Origin of the sequence: Rhizobium sp. BK377 (genome assembly GCF_014193935.1) — a bacterium.
Lineage (GTDB): Bacteria > Pseudomonadota > Alphaproteobacteria > Rhizobiales > Rhizobiaceae > Rhizobium.
Genome location: NZ_JACIAC010000004.1, coordinates 423,777 through 439,396 on the forward strand (window position 1 = coordinate 423,777; position 15,620 = coordinate 439,396).

Below are 15,620 nucleotides of genomic sequence, written 5' to 3' on the forward strand. Positions count from 1 at the left end.
AAAGATACCTGGCCGACGGTCGCTTCGCCGCCCAAGGATGTCTTGGGGTGAACCTCGAACCAAGCTGGAATGTCAAAGGCTGGCCTTGCCGCCGGCTGTTCGACAGTCTTGCCGGCTCCAGGTAGGCCAGTTCACAAGATCGGTTTGCCGCCCGTCACGGCAATCGTTGCTCCGGAAACATAGCTCGACAGCGGATCGGCGAGCATTACATAGGTGGTAGCGAGCTCGGCGGGTTGGCCAGGGCGCTGCATCGGGACCTGCTTGCCGAAATTCCTGACCGCCTCATCGGGCATTGTGGAGGGAATGAGAGGCGTCCAGATCGGGCCGGGCGCGACTGCATTGGCGCGGATGCCCTTCTCAGCCAGCATTTGCGCGAGACCGGCCGTGAAGTTTTGGATAGCGCCCTTGGTCGTCGCATAAGCGAGCAGATGAGGACTCGGGCTGTCGGCATTGATCGACGCCGTGTTGATGATGGCGCTGCCGGCTTTCATATGCGGGACCGCCGCCTTGGTCAGGTAGAACATCGCATGGATATTGACCTTGAACGTCAGTTCCCATTCGTCGTCGCTGATCTCGCCAATATCTTTGAAGCTTGCCTGATGGGCCGCATTGTTGACGAGGATGTCTATGCCGCCAAGTTCGCTGCGTGCGGTTTCGATGATGTGGCGGCAATGCTCCGGATCCTGCAGATCTCCTGGAACGAGGACTGCCTTTCGCCCTGCCTCTTCGATCCACTTCTGAGTTTCGCGCGCGTCGTCGTCCTCGTCGAGATAGGCAACAAGAACATCAGCACCTTCCCGGGCATAGGCAATCGCAACAGCGCGTCCAATGCCGCTGTCGCCGCCGGTAATGACGGCTTTCCTGCCGGTCAGCCGCCCAGAGCCGCGATAGGTCCGTTCGCCGTGGTCGGGTATCGGCGACATCGCCCCAGTGGTGCCCGGCATGGGCTGATGCGGCGTATCGAAGGGCGGGGTCGGATAATTGGCCATTTTCTGTTCCTCCAGGTATTGATGGGGCGGACTGGCCGACATCAGCCGACGAGCCTTCGGCCTTCGTCGCCGCGGCTGGGCGGTCGGTCCGGTACAACAACTCGTCTGGGGTCCGACAGTTCCCTGTCAGTTCGTGGCAATGGACGGTTTCCTGGCTGAAGCTCGCTATATGGACGCTCAGTCAGCCGGCTGCCATTTCGCTGAATAGCCAATTCCGGAATGTCCTGACTTTCCGTTGCCGCAGTGCGCCATCTGGATAGACGACATAATAGTTCCACCTTGACTTCAGCGTCAGATCAAAGGGACGCACCAGTCGGCCAGCCGCCAGATCGGCAGAGACGAGCGCGCTCCTGCCCAGCAATACACCTTCGCCTTGCACTGCCGCCTCGACAGCAAAGGCGGCAGATTCGTATCTTACCCCGTTGCTGGGGTTGATATCGTCCAGACCCGCTGCCCGGAGCCATGTCGCCCAGTCGATGCGGAAGTTGTCGTGAATGAGCCTGTGATGTCTCAGGTCCTCCGGTGTTCGCAGCGCATGCTCCCCTTGCAGCAGTTCCGGACTGCAGACAGGCGAGACCTCTTCCTCAGCCAGGAACTCCGATGTCACGCCTTCATACCCTCCGGCGCCATACCGGATCGCGATATCAATTCCGTCCCTGATGAAATCCGAAAACGTGCCGGACGTCGACAAGCGCACGTCGATATCCCTGTTGGCGCGATGGAAGCGGTGGAGCCGCGGCACAAGCCATCGCCCTGCAAAGCCGTCCGACGTGCTGACATTGAGGACGCCTGCCGACTTGAGCGCAGTTGCCGCGATTGTCGCAGCACCGATCCGATCAAGGGCCGCGCCGATCTCCGCAGCATAGGCGGCACCTTCCGGTGTGAGTTTGACAGATCGGGTTCCCCGCTCAAAAAGCCGGCTGCCGAGCTGTTCCTCCAAGTTGCGGATGGCACGACTGATGGCTCCGTGCGTCACATGGAGCTCTGCGGCCGCCTTGGTGAAGCTCAGATGACGAGCCGCGGCGTCGAAGGCTGGAAGCGTGGTCAGAGGTGGAAGTCGTCTGGGCATCGGATTACCTGTGATCTCTACTCACAAATCCTGCACGAATATTCGATTGTCGTCTAGCCAGGAGCCATGCACTCTCCGAGCATCGGGAAGGCTTTTCTCGAACCTATTGATACCAGTGTGCCGCTAAGAGGAGATCGTCATGAGTGTTACTTTCGCTCACAATGCAGATTGCCGCATCACCACGCCAGGCTCTGCGCGCCTGCCTACGGTTCCCGTTGACCTGTTTTGCGCAATGGTCATCGGACAAGCAGCCCAATTGTTCGCGAGCGTTCGACGCCGCTGGACGATGAGACATATTGCACGCTTTTCCACCCATCGCCTGCAGGACATCGGCTTCGAGCGCGACTGGGATGGATCGCTGATGCAAATCAGCAATGGCCGAGTTGCCGGTCACCTCGAACACTGAAGGAGAAGCGACATGAAGATCTATCCCCATCTTTGGTTTGCGTCTCGTGCCGAGGAGGCCATGGAGTTCTACACTTCAGTGTTCAAGGACTCTCGAATCCTCGGACGCATCGATCTCCCCGATCCGGAGCTGTCGGTTGTCCGCTTCGAATTGGGAGGTTTGCCGATCGCTGCCCTGAACGCTCACTCCCGTGTGCCATACAATGAAGCATTCTCTTTTCTGGTCGAGACGGGCGACCAGACGGAAACCGATTATTATTGGAACGCATTGACGTCCGGAGGCGGCAAAGAGCAGCCATGCGGCTGGCTGACGGACAAGTTCGGCGTCTACTGGCAGGTTACGCCGACGATCCTGCTGCGGATGGTCGCCGATCCCGACAAGGAGAAGGCGGGGCGAGTGCTGCAGGCGATGTATAAGATGAAGAAGATCGTCATCGCTGATCTTGAGCAGGCCTACCGAGGCTAGCGAAGATCAGCGCTTTCGGTGGAGACAGCGCCTGTTGCGTGGCGCGCAGGCTTCCGGTGCACTTCGAATTCGGCATCGTTTCATCTCGTTGTCCTTGAGACCTCCGGTTGATCGATCCCGCCATCAACTGCGTTGCCCCGCAGCCTCCAGAATGAGGCCGGTTATCTCGTCTGGATGAGAGATCAGCGACAGATGGCTGGCCTGCAGTTCGATGGTCTTAGCGCCCATGCGCTTGGCCATGAAGCGTTCGAGATCGGGGTTGATCGTACGATCTTCCGTGGAGACGGCATACCAGCTCGGCTTGGAGCGCCAAGCCGCCTGGGTCGTCCTGCCTGCAAGAAGCGCTTTCTGGAACGGTTCCTGAACGGCGTAGAGAACCTTTGCCTTTGCTTCCGGAAGGTCGCCGGCAAAATCGCGAAGGAACGCTGCTTCAGTAAGGCGTCCTTCGTCGCCATCGAAGACGATGCCGGCTGATGCTGGCGGCGTCGGATAGGTCTTGGCCAACGCCGTATAGTCCTCGTCGGCATCCGGGGCACGCGCGGCCACATAAACGAGCGCGGAAACGTTTGGATGTACGCCAGCTTCCGTAACGATCATTCCGGCAAAGGAATGGCCAACCAGAACCGTTGGGCCGTCCTGTCGCGAGAGTACCCGCTGCGCCGCGGCGACCGCATCAGGCAAGGTTGTCAATGGATTTTGTACTGCTGTGGCATTCAGCCCAGCGGCCTGCAAGCGCGCGATCACGTCGGACCAGCATGAGCCATCAGCAAACAGCCCGTGCACCAGAACGACGTTGCGAGCCTTTGCCGGCGTGGGAGTCGCTGCTATCGCGCGAGTGGAGACGAGAGAAGCGGCGGCGCCGGCAACTAGGGCGCCGGTGAACATACGTCTGTTCATCATCATGATTTCGTTTCCTTCTAGGTCAAGTGATTTCAGTGAGCCAATACGCCTGAATAGAATTCTACGGTGATCGCGGGTCGGCGGAAGCAACTCTGGAATCGGAGCAATAACATCGCAGTATTGCTGTTGTGTCGCCGCTTCCTCTCGCACGACCATCTCAGCTTAGGATAAATAAAAAAATCGAGGCAGCTATATTCAGGTCTAGGCTCCTGCCTACCAATGGCTAGTCAAGCTGGTTGCAAGAAGCTTGACGGAGGTTACGGATCAACTGAAACCGATGTCCGCAAGAAGAGGGAGGTGGTCCGAGGCGATCCTCGCGAGCCGTGTTTCAAGGACTGCGGCTTTTTTTACGATCAGTTCGTGACTTACGAAGATGTGGTCGAGGCGCATAAGCGGGTAGCGGGAAGGGAAGGTAGGTCGCGGCGCCGCCGCACCGGTCAATTGGGCATCCTTCAGCGACCGTGTGGCCAGACGATAGGTCGCGGATGCCGGGATAGCATTGAAATCGCCACAAAGGACACTCGGAACGGACTCCTCTGCCGTGCCACGCAGCCAGCCGGACTTCAGCAGCGTGGTCATCTGCTGGATGCGCTCGCGCCCGCGAAGGCCGAGATGCGTGTTGACAACGAGCAGTTTTCTTTCGCCAACCATTATTTCGACGGAAAGTGCGCCGCGCGTTTCGCCAATAGACGGCAACGGGCCGGCCTTGACCGCGCCTGTGGGCAACGCAGTGATGATTGCGTCGCCGTATTGCTCTTCGGCGACCGACAGAGCCGGATGGAAATGCGCCTGCATCTTCAGAAGTGATGCGATCATGTGAGCCTGATCGACACCACCTGTCCTTCGCCTGCCGACGTCGACTTCCTGCAGGGCAACGATGTCGGCCTCGGCCTCGGCGATGACATTGGCGATGCGGCCGGGGTCAAGCTTGCGGTCAGTACCGATGCAGCTATGCACATTGTAGGTCAAAAGTCTGATCGGTTTATCCGGCATGTGCCTGCTGAAAGGTTGCTGCTGCAAGGAACACAAAACTCGCTCGTTCGTTCCCGGAGATCGAGCAGCAGCCCTTACACCTCGGATATGGATGATCGATGACATTGAAAAGCATAATCTGGAACGGACTGCTCATTGCAGCCCTCTGCCTGGCATTCTTTCTCCTCTACCGGATTTTCGAGCAGTATAGTTTCGACCAAGTCATCCAGTCGATGCGCAGCATACCCCTTTGGAGGGTTTGTCTGGCAGTTCTTTGTGCTGCTGCGTCCTATCTATGTCTGAGTTGCTTCGATTTCCTGGCAATCCGTTCTCTCGGAAAGTCCTTGCCCTACCCAAAGGTGGCGCTGGCTTCCTTCGTCAGCCTTTCGCTCGGCCACAATATCGGCTTTGCGGGACTAAGCAGCGGAGCCATTCGCTACCGTTATTACACACGCTGGGGACTGACGACCGAGGATATGGCAAAGATCATCCTCTTTTGTGGCGTCACAGTCGGGTTCGGACTGATCACGCTGGGCGGTCTTGCAATGATCCTCAATCCCGTGGATGCGGGGCGTCTGCTGCAGATCGAGACGACAAGCAGCCGACTGTTCGGCCTGTTCGCTCTCGCGGTGCCGGGCATCTATGCCGCGCTGGCTTTTTTCGTCCGCGGCAAATTGCAGGTCTGGCGCTGGTCGTTTCAGTTGCCGCAGTTTTCCATTGCGGTTGCACAGATCGCGGTTGGAACGATCAACTTCATCTTCGTTTCAGCCTGCCTTCACCAGATGCTCTCCGCTTTCGGCCACATCGCCTTCTTCCAATCGGCGACGGCTTTCGTGCTCGCCAATTCTGCCATCCTCGCGACGCATGTTCCAGGCGGCCTCGGGGTACTCGAGGCGACGGTTGCCTATGTGCTGCCGAAGGAGGCGTCCATCGGCGCACTGATCGCATTTCGCTGCGTCTATTTCTTCATTCCGCTGACGCTCGGCACCACCTTGCTGATCATCAGCGAGGCAGTGTTCCGACGGCGCTCACGCGGGGCGAGCGGTGAGTCCGATGCGCTTGAAAAACGAGCGCAAGCCCAGTCTGCGTAGCAGCGAAAAAGGCTGGGCGGGGTCGAAGATAGTTGTACCGGCAATCGGAGTGGTGCTGCCGAACGGCTGGACCTCAAACTCCCGCAGGCCGCGCGGCCCGGTGTTGAACGCTGCGATGGCAGCGATCATCGAGCCGGAACGGGTGTTGGCCGCGGCAAAACTCTTTATCCCAGCCCCGAGGAATTCCGCCAACAGCCTGTTGCGCAGCTCGGCGATCGCCCGGCGGTGATCTGCATTTCCGGCTTCGAGAAGCATGTCGCATTCCGAGTCCAGCCCCTCGGAACGATTGTTGAGATTGGAGGAGCCGATACGGACCACGTCGTCGTCGGCGATTATGAGTTTGGAATGGACAAGTACTTCCACCTCAGCCTTCTTCCCCGGCACGACTGGATAATAAACGCGCAGCCGGTTCTTGTGATCAACTCGCTTGAGCCGCCGAATGACACGATCACGATTATTGCCCATGACGATCTTTTCGATCAGCCCATGGGAGCTGCGCGTGCAGATGACCACTACTTCCGGCCCTTCTTCCTCCTGAAGACGCGCTGCAATGGCGTCGGCGACGCGGAAGGAGGAAAAATACTGCGTCTCGATGTAAAGCTGTCGCTTGGCTCCAGCGATCACATCGAGCGTCATGGCGATGCCTTCGCCGGCGCCGGACCGAAAGGCCGTCGACGGCTCTGTCAGAGCGAAGCTGACTGGGCAGTTGGCCATTGAAATGGAAAGATCGTCCGGCCAGGCGAAATCGATGCCCTCGGCAACCGACGCATGAATCTCACCGGTAGCCTGTTCCCAGCGCCGTCTTGCGATTTCGCCGACGCGCCGCGCGGCATCGCCGGTGACCATCGCCTGAACGTCGTGCAGCGGATCGTAGAAGACACCTTCAGGCGCTCGTCGCAGTTTGTCGTCGGCGCGATGGCGTCGGGTATCCCACCGCCGTGACGTCAAGTCCATTCCACCAATGAAGGCGACAGCGTCATCGATGCACACGAGTTTCTGATGGTGGCTGCCACGTATCGCACTCTGGATATCGAAGCGCAGATCGATTCCCGGGCTTTTCGGGAAGGCCTTCTTTCGTAACAGCTTTACGGATTTTTCCGAATAAATCGGGCCGAGTGTCCAGATGAGGATGCGTATTTTCAGCGCCGGATTTGCCGCGCTTAACGAATGCAGCATGTCGCCCAATGTCTCATCGGACTTTTCCGGCTCCAGTAAGATATCGGGATTGAAGTCCCAGCCGACGATCCAGATGGTGCGCTTAGCTTGTCGCAGGGTGCGCGCCAGTTCCGCGAAATAATTATTGCCATTAACCAGGAAGGCAGTCTTCGCAGCGATGTCTCCAACGTGGAAACTTCTCGCCCTGCGTTTTTTGCCGCTGCTTCGCCGCTGTTCCTTTGCCTGGGATAACGTCGGGTGATGGTATATATTTTTAGATATGGTCATGATTGCCTTGGCCTCTGAACTGATCACAAACGCTCAGGATTTCCTCAGGTTCCCTAGGCCCCGTGTCGACTCGCCGACAGCAGAAACGGCCCCAATGCCGATCGGCGAGGTGGTGCGCAGGACACCCTCGCTTCGCCGCATGCCAAAATTCACAATTCAAACTGCGATCATCGATCGGCCGAAAGGCGGCAACCTTCAGTCGGATTGCAACATTAAAAGCAGCAGTTGCGTTAACTCCATTCTGACGATCGGAGAGGCCAAACTGCGTAGGGGCCGGCCCGGATGACACGGAACGTCTTTGCTTTCGGAACTCTGAAGAGAGGCTTTCCTCTTCATGAACAGGGGCTTTCCTGCAGCAGTTTTCGCGGGATTTGCAGGACATGCGACCGTTATCCGATGCTGATTGCCGGTCCTTGGTTCGCACCGATGATGTTCAACGAACCGGGCGTCGGATATCGCGTCATCGGTGAACTCTACGAGGCTGACGAAGACACGATAGCAAAGCTGGATCGGCTGGAATCCGTCGGCAAGCCGGGCAACCTGCGAGTGGCGATAGAAGTGGAGCCGGTCGTCGGCGGACCAGCATGGTCCGCACTTGTCTACCTGAAATCGCGGCAACTCGCCGACCCAATTCACTCGGGTTATCTCCGAATTTACGAAGACAGGCGGTTTATCCCATTCGACCGAAGAGACGAGCATCGCTGCAACTCAGTATCGGATCTCTGAAAGGATCAGAGGTTTTCCGCGGCATCGCTCTCCCGAAGCAGGCAGGCGCTTGAAACTCTGCATTACCCCATTCGGGTCCGCTGTTGGTAACATAGGTTTTGCCGCTCGAGATTGCCGGCATCGATCGTTTCGTAAGGAACGATTGGAATGACAATGCGTTGGACAGACAACCACCTTCTCCGGCATGTGCGGCTCAGGATGCCCCATCACAGAGATCATCCGTGCTGTTGCTGCAATTGCCAGGTGAAATTCGATGAACCTCGAAGGAGAAAGACCATGGCTCGTGCTTTCCGAAAGGGACAAAGCGTAGCATTCGGAGGAGAGGGTCTCGACAGCAAGAATTTCGAGACGGAACAATATCGGGATCATGCCGCTAACCGGTGCATCGATCCCTAGTGTCAGGGGACTTTTGGCTGAAGGAGCTTCATGATGCCTGCAAAATCAAAATCCCAACAAATGGCTGCCGGCGCAGCCCTTGCCGCCAAGCGCGGCGAGAAGAAGAAGAGCGAACTGAAAGGCGCTTCAAAGAGCATGGTCGATTCCATGAGCGAGAAGGAACTTCACGACATGGCGTCCACTAAGCAGAAGGGAAAGCCAGCGCACTCCTCTAATTCTTGAGGCCCACTGATCGCTTTCAAGAGCGGGTTGCGGCGGAGTCTTTGCCGGTTTTGCGGGGATAGACGACAAGTTTGTCACTGGCGGTGTTTCCCGTGAATGGTGACTGCCGCCATGATGGTCACTTGGACCAAAAGCGTGGCCTCCTAGCTGGGCGGAGTGAGAGGGTCGATGGTGTCAACGTCTACTGCGGCCCTGCGGTGACGGCGCTCGTTCATCTGCGTGAGCGCCTGCGATGACAGCGGATGGATCAATTGCCGCGGGTTTTTGATGATCGGCCTGCAGGAATCTCACTGGTCAGGAGGTATGTGTGCAACCAACGATCCATAGATATGTGACCGTCAACGGTATCGATGTCTTTTGCCGCGAGGCGGGGCCGGAAAACGCCCCTGTGGTCCTGTTGCCGCACGGTTATCCATGCTCGTCGTATGAATTCCGCAATCTGATGCCGAGGCTGGCGGATCGCTGGCGGCTGCTTGCGCCGGATTTTCCAGGTGCCGGCTATAGCGCGACCCCTGATGACTTCGACTACAGCTTCGACGGCTATGCCGACTTTCTGGACAGCTTCGTGAAGACGGTGGGCGTGGAGCGCTTCGCGCTGTATCTCCACGACTTCGGATCTCCGATCGGCGCGCGGCTGGCCATCAAGGCGCCGGAGCGTATCGTGGCGCTCATCATCCAAAATGGCGATATCCCTTACGAAGATGCGTTGGGATCGAAATATGCCGAGATCGAGAAGACCTGGCAGCTACCGCGGTACGATATGAGGGCGAAAGTGGCGGAGGCGATCAACGAGGAGACATTCAGGGAGGAATTCCTGAACGATGTTAGGCCCGATCTCGCCAAGCAGATTCCTCCCGACCTCTGGAAGCTGCATTGGTCGTTGATGACGCCGAAGCGCAAGGATATTGCGATTGACCTGATCGCCGGCCTGAAAGAGAACCGTGCGTGGTTTCCCCAACATCGAAACTACCTTGCCAAATATCGTCCACCGACGCTGATTGTATGGGGGCCTCAGGACGGCTACATGCCGGAGAAGTCGGCGCGTGCCTATCTCCGGGATCTGCCCGACGCCGAACTGCATCTGCTGGATGGGGGTCATTGGCTTCTTGAGACTAATCTCCATGAGGTGTTGTCGCTCATCCGCGATTTTCTTGGCCGAGTTCACAAGAGCACGCCTTGAACAGAGGTCTTCAATGCATGCCCGATGATGTTCAGAAAATCTGTCTGATGTGAGCGCTCCCGATCGCAAAGAGAAGAGCCGGGTTGAACCCGGCTCCGATATGATCACTTCTTCGCGGCCTGAGCGGCGTACATGTAGCTGTCATAGCTGTATTCGGCGACACGGAACCATTCAAAGCTCTCGTCGCGGAACTTCTTCCAGCCCGGATAGATCTTCGCCCAGGTCGGGTGCTTCTGGCTATACTCACCGTAGAGTTCGAAGGAAGCCTTGTAGGCGGCGTCCATCACGTCACGCGGAAGGGGGCGCAGTTTGACGCCCTTGCCGACGAGCGAGCGGATCGCCGCAGTATTCTTGACGTCGTAGAGCGCCTGCATGTTGACGTTCGCCGCCTTGCAGGCGACATCAAGAGCTGCCTTATAGGTGTCAGGCAATCCTTCATACTGCGCTTTGTTGATGAAGAAGTGGATGGTCAGACCGCCTTCCCAATAGGCCGGGTAATAATAGTTCTGGGCGATCTGGTAGAAGCCGAGCTTCTCGTCGTCATAAGGGCCGATCCACTCGGCGGCGTCTATCGTGCCACGTTCGAGCGCAGGGTAGATGTCGCCACCCGGAAGCTGCTGGGGGACGACGCCGAGACGCGACATGACTTCGCCGGCAACGCCCGCGATACGCATTTTGACGCCTTTCAGATCGGCGACCGACTTGATCTCCTTGCGGAACCAGCCGCCCATCTGGGCGCCGGTCGCGCCACCCGGAATGCCCACGACGCCATAGTCCGAAAGGAACTCGTTATAGGCTTCGTTTCCGCCGCCGTGATAGAGCCAGGCGTTCTGCTGGCGGCCGTTCAGGCCGAAAGGGATTGTGGAGCCAATAGCAAACGTTGGATCCTTGCCCGTGAAATAGTAGCCGCAGGTATGAGCAAGCTCGACGGTATTGGCCTTGACGGCGTCGATCGCCTGGGCACCCGGCACGAGTTCGCCGGCCTGGAAGACCTGGATTTGGAACTTGCCCTCGGTGATCTTGTTGAGTGCGTCCGCCATGACCACGGCACCGCCGTAGATCGTGTCGAGATTGTTTGGGAAACCCGATGTCAGGCGCCAGCGCAGCGTCGGCGCGCTTTGGGCGATTGCCGGGGCGGCAAGCGACGCCCCCGCCACGGTTGCGGCGCCGGCCAGCGCACCTTTCGTCAAAAATCCTCTGCGGCCTATATCTCTCGTCATGATGCTCCTCCTCTGTGGGTTGGCGCGGCCGCGCACTGCGGCTGCGATCTGGCTATGTGTTGGGCTTGGAATCAGGGATTGCTTCCGTTGTGTTCCGGGTTCCCGAAGCTTGGCGTCGGTGATCCGAAATCCGGTGCCGGTGCATCGAAGGCGGGCGGCGCGGTTTCGCCTTCTGACGGCTCGGCTCCGAACGGTGCTGCCGGTGCGCCGAAGGGATTTGCCCCGCCCTCGCCTGGCATTGGAACATTCAGTTCTATCGTCGACGGATCCACTGCCACGCGTCCGGACTTGTAATGGGTCACCAGTTGAGGGAACGCGATGACGACGATCACCATGGCTAGCTGTATGCCGAGATAAGGCAAAGCACCCATGTATATCTGACCGGAGGTAACGGGCTGGATCGTCGTGCCTGTGATCCTGTCCCTATAGGCTCGCGTTGGCGCGACCGAACGCAAATAGAAGAGCGAAAAGCCGAACGGCGGGTGCATGAACGAGGTCTGCATGTTGATCGCCAGCATCACGCCGAACCAGATGAGGTCGATGCCGAAGCTGTCGGCGACCGGTGCAAGCAACGGAATGATGATGAAGGCCAACTCGAAATAGTCGAGGAAGAAGGCCAGGAAAAAGACGAGCAGGTTCGCTACGATCAGGAAGCCGACTGCGCCGCCAGGGATCGACGTCATCAGATGCTCGACCCAGACGTGGCCGTTGACGCCGTAGAAGGTCAGCGAGAAGACGCGGGCGCCGAGAAGAATGAAGATGACGAAGGACGACAGTTTTGCCGTCGCATAAAGCGCCGACTTGATCATCGCCAGATCGAGACGACGGTTGATGGCTGCGAGGGCAAGTGCACCAACCGCGCCCATCGCACCGCCTTCCGTCGGCGTTGCAAGGCCGATGAAAATCGTGCCGAGGACGAGGAAGATCAGCACCAGCGGCGGGACGAGCGAGATAATCACGCGGTGCAACAGCTTCCAGCCCTTGAGCGTGCGCGCCGCCGCGGGCAATGCCGGAACACTCGGGGGGCGAATGATCGACATCGTGATGATGTAGAGGGCATAGGCGGCAACGAGCAGCAGGCCCGGGATAAGCGCGCCCTTGTACATGTCGCCGACGGAACGACCGAGCTGGTCGGCGAGGATGATCAGTACGAGGCTCGGCGGGATGATTTGCGCCAGTGTGCCGGAGGCTGCAATCGTCCCGGCGGCGACACGCCGATCATAGCCGTAGCGCAGCATGATCGGTAGCGAAATCAGGCCCATGGAGATAACCGATGCGGCAACAACGCCAGTGGTGGCTGCAAGGATTGCACCAACGAAGATAACCGCAAAAGCAAGACCGCCGCGGACAGGCCCGAAGAGCTGCCCGATCGTGTCGAGCAGGTCCTCGGCCATTCCGCTTCGTTCAAGGATCAAGCCCATGAAAGTGAAGAACGGGATGGCAAGCAGCGTCTCGTTCGACATCTGTCCGAAGATGCGATCGGGGATTGCACCGAAGAGATTGACGGGCAGCAGCCCCATTTCAATGCCCACGAAGCCAAAGACGAAGCCGACGAAGGCGAGTGCGAACGCGACCGGATAGCCGAGCAGCAGCACCACGATCAGCGACAGAAACATGATCGGCGCGAGGTTTTCCGCAAAGAAAGCAAACATGATGTGGTTCCGCCTTAGAGAGTCTGCGCTTCCGCGTCAGCAAGGGCGACCGCGTCGGGCAAGTCGCCGCGCAGGATTGCAATGCGCTTGATGAGCTCAGAGAGGCCCTGGAGAGCAAGTAGCCCGAAACCCAGAGGGATCATCGCCCAGACCGGCCAGAGGATAAGGCCACCGGTATTGTTGGATATCTCGCCCGTAGAAAATTTCTCGATGACGCTCGGCCAAGAGAGGTAGATGGTGATCAAGCAGAAGGGGAAGAGAAAGAAGATCGTGCCGAAAACTTCGATCCAGAGCTGAACCCGGCGGGAGAGGCGACCATAGACCAGATCGACCTTCACATGTTCGTTGCTCATCAACGTCCAGGCCGCCGCAACCAGAAAGGCTGCGGAGAAAAGGTACCATTGTGCTTCCAGCCACGCATTGGAGCTGAGATTGAACAGCTTGCGTGTCGTTGCGTTGATCGCGCTGATCAGGACGGCGAGCAGCAGTAGCCAGGAAACGGCTTTGCCAAAGAAAGTATTGATCGCGTCTATCGTACGCGACAGCGTCAAAAGTCCGGCCATGGAATCCTCCCGAGGCCGCACGAAGCGGCCGCAAAGGACACCTACGAACTGCTTTTTGCAGGCGCAATACGAGAGAGCGGTAATCTGACGGTCCCTACCCACTACTGGGTAGAGCGCTCAAACCGCCGGGGTCAGTCCGTGCTCGATCGCAATACGCGTCAGATCAGCCGTCGTGGAAACACCAAGCTTGCGCTTGATCGTCTTGCGATGTGTTTCGACGGTTGCAACCGACAGGTCGAGCAATCCGGCAATCTCTCGGTTGCTCCGCCCGATGGCAAGATGCGCCAGGATTTCCCGCTCACGCGTCGTGATCGGCAGATCGTTCTCTTTCGTCTGCTTGCGTTGCATAAGAACGTCCGACACGCCGGTGGAAAAATAGGTTCCGCCTGCAGCGACAGTTTCAATTGCCCCGATGATTTCTTCGTTGGGAACATCCTTGAGGATATAGCCGGAGGCACCTCTGACGACCGATGCCGAAATATATTCGCGGCTGTCATGCATCGACAGCATCAGGATTTTCGTCGACGGTGCCGCCTTCTTGAAGATCTCGATCGCCTCAATGCCACTGATCTGCGGCATGTTGATGTCCAGGAGAACGATATCTGGGGCTTGTCGTGCCGCAATATCCAAACCCGGTTGAACGGCTCCAGCGGTGCCAACGACATTTATATGCTCGTAGGTTTCGAGGATGGCGCGCAGGCCTTCAAGAACAAGCGGGTGATTGTCGACAAGGACGACGGAAATTGCAGGTTTTCTGTTCATGCTGCCTTCGGCGCTGACGTCGCCGCATTTGCGGATTTCGGGAACATCGCAGTCAATGTCGTGCCCTTCTCATTCGTCTGAACGATCAGAATTCCCCGGAAATGCGCCATACGTTCCTGCATGTTTCTAAGCCCCAGTCCCCCCGAGTAATTTGGATTGCGACTTTCGGTTTTTTCAGTGAAACCGATCCCGTTATCAGCAATCGACATACGCACGCGTCCCTTCATGCTCCATATCCTGATCGTGACCTCAGAAGCGCCTGCATGCCGCTCGACATTCGACAGAGCTTCCTGTGCTATCCGATAGAGGGCGGTGTTAGCCTCGGATTTGAGCGTGTCCGGGCTTGAGGATTCGACCGATACGGAAATCCCCGTCCGCTCTTCGAAGTGGTTTCCAAGCGATGTTAAGGCGGCGGTCAGCCCCAGATCATCGAGAACGCGTGGCCGCAATTCATGCGACAGGTCCCTGACTTCCTTGATTGCACCATTCAATGCATCGATTCCTCGATCGATTGCAGCACCAGCGTCGGCGGCGCTTGCCCTGACCTTTCGAGAGGCGAGATCAAATGCATAGCGGACGCCGATCAGGTTCTGTGAGACACCATCGTGCAGTTCTCGTGCCAGTCTTGCCCGCTCTTCTTCCTGCGTGTCGATGATACGCTGCGTGAGCAGTTTCTGTTTTCCGTCGGCCAGCCGCCGTTCATGCAGGGTGATCCACATGCAGGTCGCAAAGACCAGGAGAACAGACGGAACAGCAATCAGAGTGACGACCACAAATGTACGCCTGATGCTCTGCTTCAGGTCTGCTTTGGCCGCTTCAGTTTGGGAAAAGACATCGTCCAGATAGACCCCTGTGCCGATCATCCAACGCCATTTATCGAGGCCCGCTGCAAAGGAGAGCTTGTCGGCCATCGATCGGGAAGAAGGCTTTTCCCATTTATATTGGTGTAGCCCCCCGCCTTCCTTCGCTTTGGCGATCAGGTTGGCAATGACCTTGTCGCCGTCTGGGTCGACAAGATCGAACCAGTTGTGTCCCGGTCGGAACGACTGGCGTGGATGGACGACATTGTTACCGTCGTAGTCGTAGACGAAGAAATACCCGTCTTGCCCGTAATCGAGTGAGGTCAATATCTGCCTTACCCGTTCCTTTGCCGCCTCGTCGTCGGGGCCAGCATTGTCGTAGACATCTTTGATCGCCGACAGAGCAAGATTTGTAAGATTGAGAAGCTCGGTCTCTTTTGCCTTCAACAAATTGCGCTCGAAGGTATCAATGCTGCTCTGGGCCAAATTGGACGACTGCCACGTCGTGAATGCCGTTATCAGGGCAATCGTCAGCACCAGTGGAAGGATCGCAAGCGCGAGAATTTGATGACGAAGTTGCAAGATAACCGCCTCTCATAAAGCAACGAGTTTAGTCCGTCTCGTCCATTCGGCTCAAGCTTTGAGTTCGGCGCGTGACAAAGGGCATAATCTGCACGCCGCGGAACTGATCTCGCCAATGACGTCCAGCGCGATATCCGACAAACGTTCGCGATGCAGGCGCAGCATGAGGAAGGCGGTTGGCT

General features: G+C 57.8%; 16 protein-coding genes. 6 read left to right on the forward strand and 10 right to left on the reverse strand.

Going from position 1 to position 15,620, the window contains the following annotated elements; translation table 11 throughout:
- Positions 1-131: 131 nt before the first annotated feature.
- Complete coding sequence (locus tag FHT92_RS19070; protein WP_183748176.1) at positions 132-989, reverse strand: SDR family oxidoreductase; 858 nt, start codon at positions 987-989, stop codon at positions 132-134.
- Between the two features lie 181 nt (positions 990-1,170).
- Entirely contained in the window at positions 1,171-2,058 is an 888-nt protein-coding gene (gene gcvA, locus FHT92_RS19075; protein ID WP_183828230.1) for a transcriptional regulator GcvA, read from the reverse strand.
- Positions 2,059-2,197: 139 nt separating this feature from the next.
- Between gcvA and FHT92_RS19080 the strand changes: the two genes are divergently transcribed.
- Positions 2,198-2,464, forward strand: a complete 267-nt coding sequence (locus FHT92_RS19080; protein WP_246735510.1) for a hypothetical protein — start codon at positions 2,198-2,200, stop codon at positions 2,462-2,464.
- A 12-nt stretch (positions 2,465-2,476) separates the two neighbouring features.
- Positions 2,477-2,929, forward strand: a complete 453-nt coding sequence (locus tag FHT92_RS19085) for a VOC family protein (protein ID WP_183828233.1) — start codon at positions 2,477-2,479, stop codon at positions 2,927-2,929.
- A 123-nt stretch (positions 2,930-3,052) separates the two neighbouring features.
- Here the strand turns inward: FHT92_RS19085 and FHT92_RS19090 are convergent, their stop codons facing one another.
- Positions 3,053-3,832 (reverse strand): alpha/beta fold hydrolase, encoded by a 780-nt coding sequence (locus tag FHT92_RS19090; protein ID WP_183828236.1) that lies wholly within the window; start codon positions 3,830-3,832, stop codon positions 3,053-3,055.
- Between the two features lie 261 nt (positions 3,833-4,093).
- Positions 4,094-4,822 (reverse strand): endonuclease/exonuclease/phosphatase family protein, encoded by a 729-nt coding sequence (locus FHT92_RS19095; RefSeq protein ID WP_183748382.1) that lies wholly within the window; start codon positions 4,820-4,822, stop codon positions 4,094-4,096.
- Positions 4,823-4,920: 98 nt separating this feature from the next.
- Between FHT92_RS19095 and FHT92_RS19100 the strand changes: the two genes are divergently transcribed.
- Positions 4,921-5,892, forward strand: coding sequence for a lysylphosphatidylglycerol synthase domain-containing protein (locus FHT92_RS19100; RefSeq protein WP_183828239.1), 972 nt, complete (start codon positions 4,921-4,923; stop codon positions 5,890-5,892).
- Here the strand turns inward: FHT92_RS19100 and FHT92_RS19105 are convergent.
- Positions 5,830-7,335 carry a phospholipase D-like domain-containing protein gene (locus FHT92_RS19105; RefSeq protein WP_183828521.1) on the reverse strand — a complete coding sequence of 502 codons (1,506 nt, stop codon included), beginning with the start codon at positions 7,333-7,335 and terminating at the stop codon, positions 5,830-5,832. The genes FHT92_RS19100 and FHT92_RS19105 overlap by 63 nt on opposite strands.
- 282 nt (positions 7,336-7,617) lie before the next feature.
- Between FHT92_RS19105 and FHT92_RS19110 the strand changes: the two genes are divergently transcribed.
- The 3 genes from FHT92_RS19110 (at position 7,618) to FHT92_RS19120 (ending at position 9,859) form a co-directional block, all read left to right on the forward strand.
- Positions 7,618-8,061: a gamma-glutamylcyclotransferase family protein gene (locus FHT92_RS19110; protein WP_183828241.1), complete on the forward strand. Its 444-nt coding sequence runs from the start codon at positions 7,618-7,620 to the stop codon at positions 8,059-8,061.
- Positions 8,062-8,490: 429 nt separating this feature from the next.
- Positions 8,491-8,679, forward strand: coding sequence for a DUF3008 family protein (locus tag FHT92_RS19115; protein WP_183748385.1), 189 nt, complete (start codon positions 8,491-8,493; stop codon positions 8,677-8,679).
- Positions 8,680-8,986: 307 nt separating this feature from the next.
- Positions 8,987-9,859, forward strand: coding sequence for an alpha/beta fold hydrolase (locus tag FHT92_RS19120; protein WP_183828244.1), 873 nt, complete (start codon positions 8,987-8,989; stop codon positions 9,857-9,859).
- 104 nt (positions 9,860-9,963) lie between these two features.
- Here the strand turns inward: FHT92_RS19120 and FHT92_RS19125 are convergent, their stop codons facing one another.
- The 5 genes from FHT92_RS19125 to FHT92_RS19145 form a co-directional block, all read right to left on the reverse strand.
- Positions 9,964-11,079: a TRAP transporter substrate-binding protein gene (locus FHT92_RS19125; protein WP_183828246.1), complete on the reverse strand. Its 1,116-nt coding sequence runs from the start codon at positions 11,077-11,079 to the stop codon at positions 9,964-9,966.
- Between the two features lie 71 nt (positions 11,080-11,150).
- On the reverse strand, positions 11,151-12,731 hold the full coding sequence (locus FHT92_RS19130; RefSeq protein WP_183828249.1) for a TRAP transporter large permease subunit: 1,581 nt from the start codon (positions 12,729-12,731) through the stop codon (positions 11,151-11,153).
- 14 nt (positions 12,732-12,745) lie between these two features.
- A complete protein-coding gene (locus FHT92_RS19135) occupies positions 12,746-13,294 on the reverse strand; it encodes a TRAP transporter small permease subunit (RefSeq protein WP_183748193.1) in 549 nt (182 codons plus the stop codon).
- A gap of 117 nt (positions 13,295-13,411) precedes the next feature.
- Positions 13,412-14,056 (reverse strand): response regulator transcription factor, encoded by a 645-nt coding sequence (locus FHT92_RS19140; RefSeq protein WP_183748195.1) that lies wholly within the window; start codon positions 14,054-14,056, stop codon positions 13,412-13,414.
- Entirely contained in the window at positions 14,053-15,438 is a 1,386-nt protein-coding gene (locus tag FHT92_RS19145) for a cache domain-containing protein (RefSeq protein ID WP_183748197.1), read from the reverse strand. Before FHT92_RS19145 ends, FHT92_RS19140 begins: the two co-directional genes overlap by 4 nt.
- Positions 15,439-15,620 lie beyond the last annotated feature (182 nt).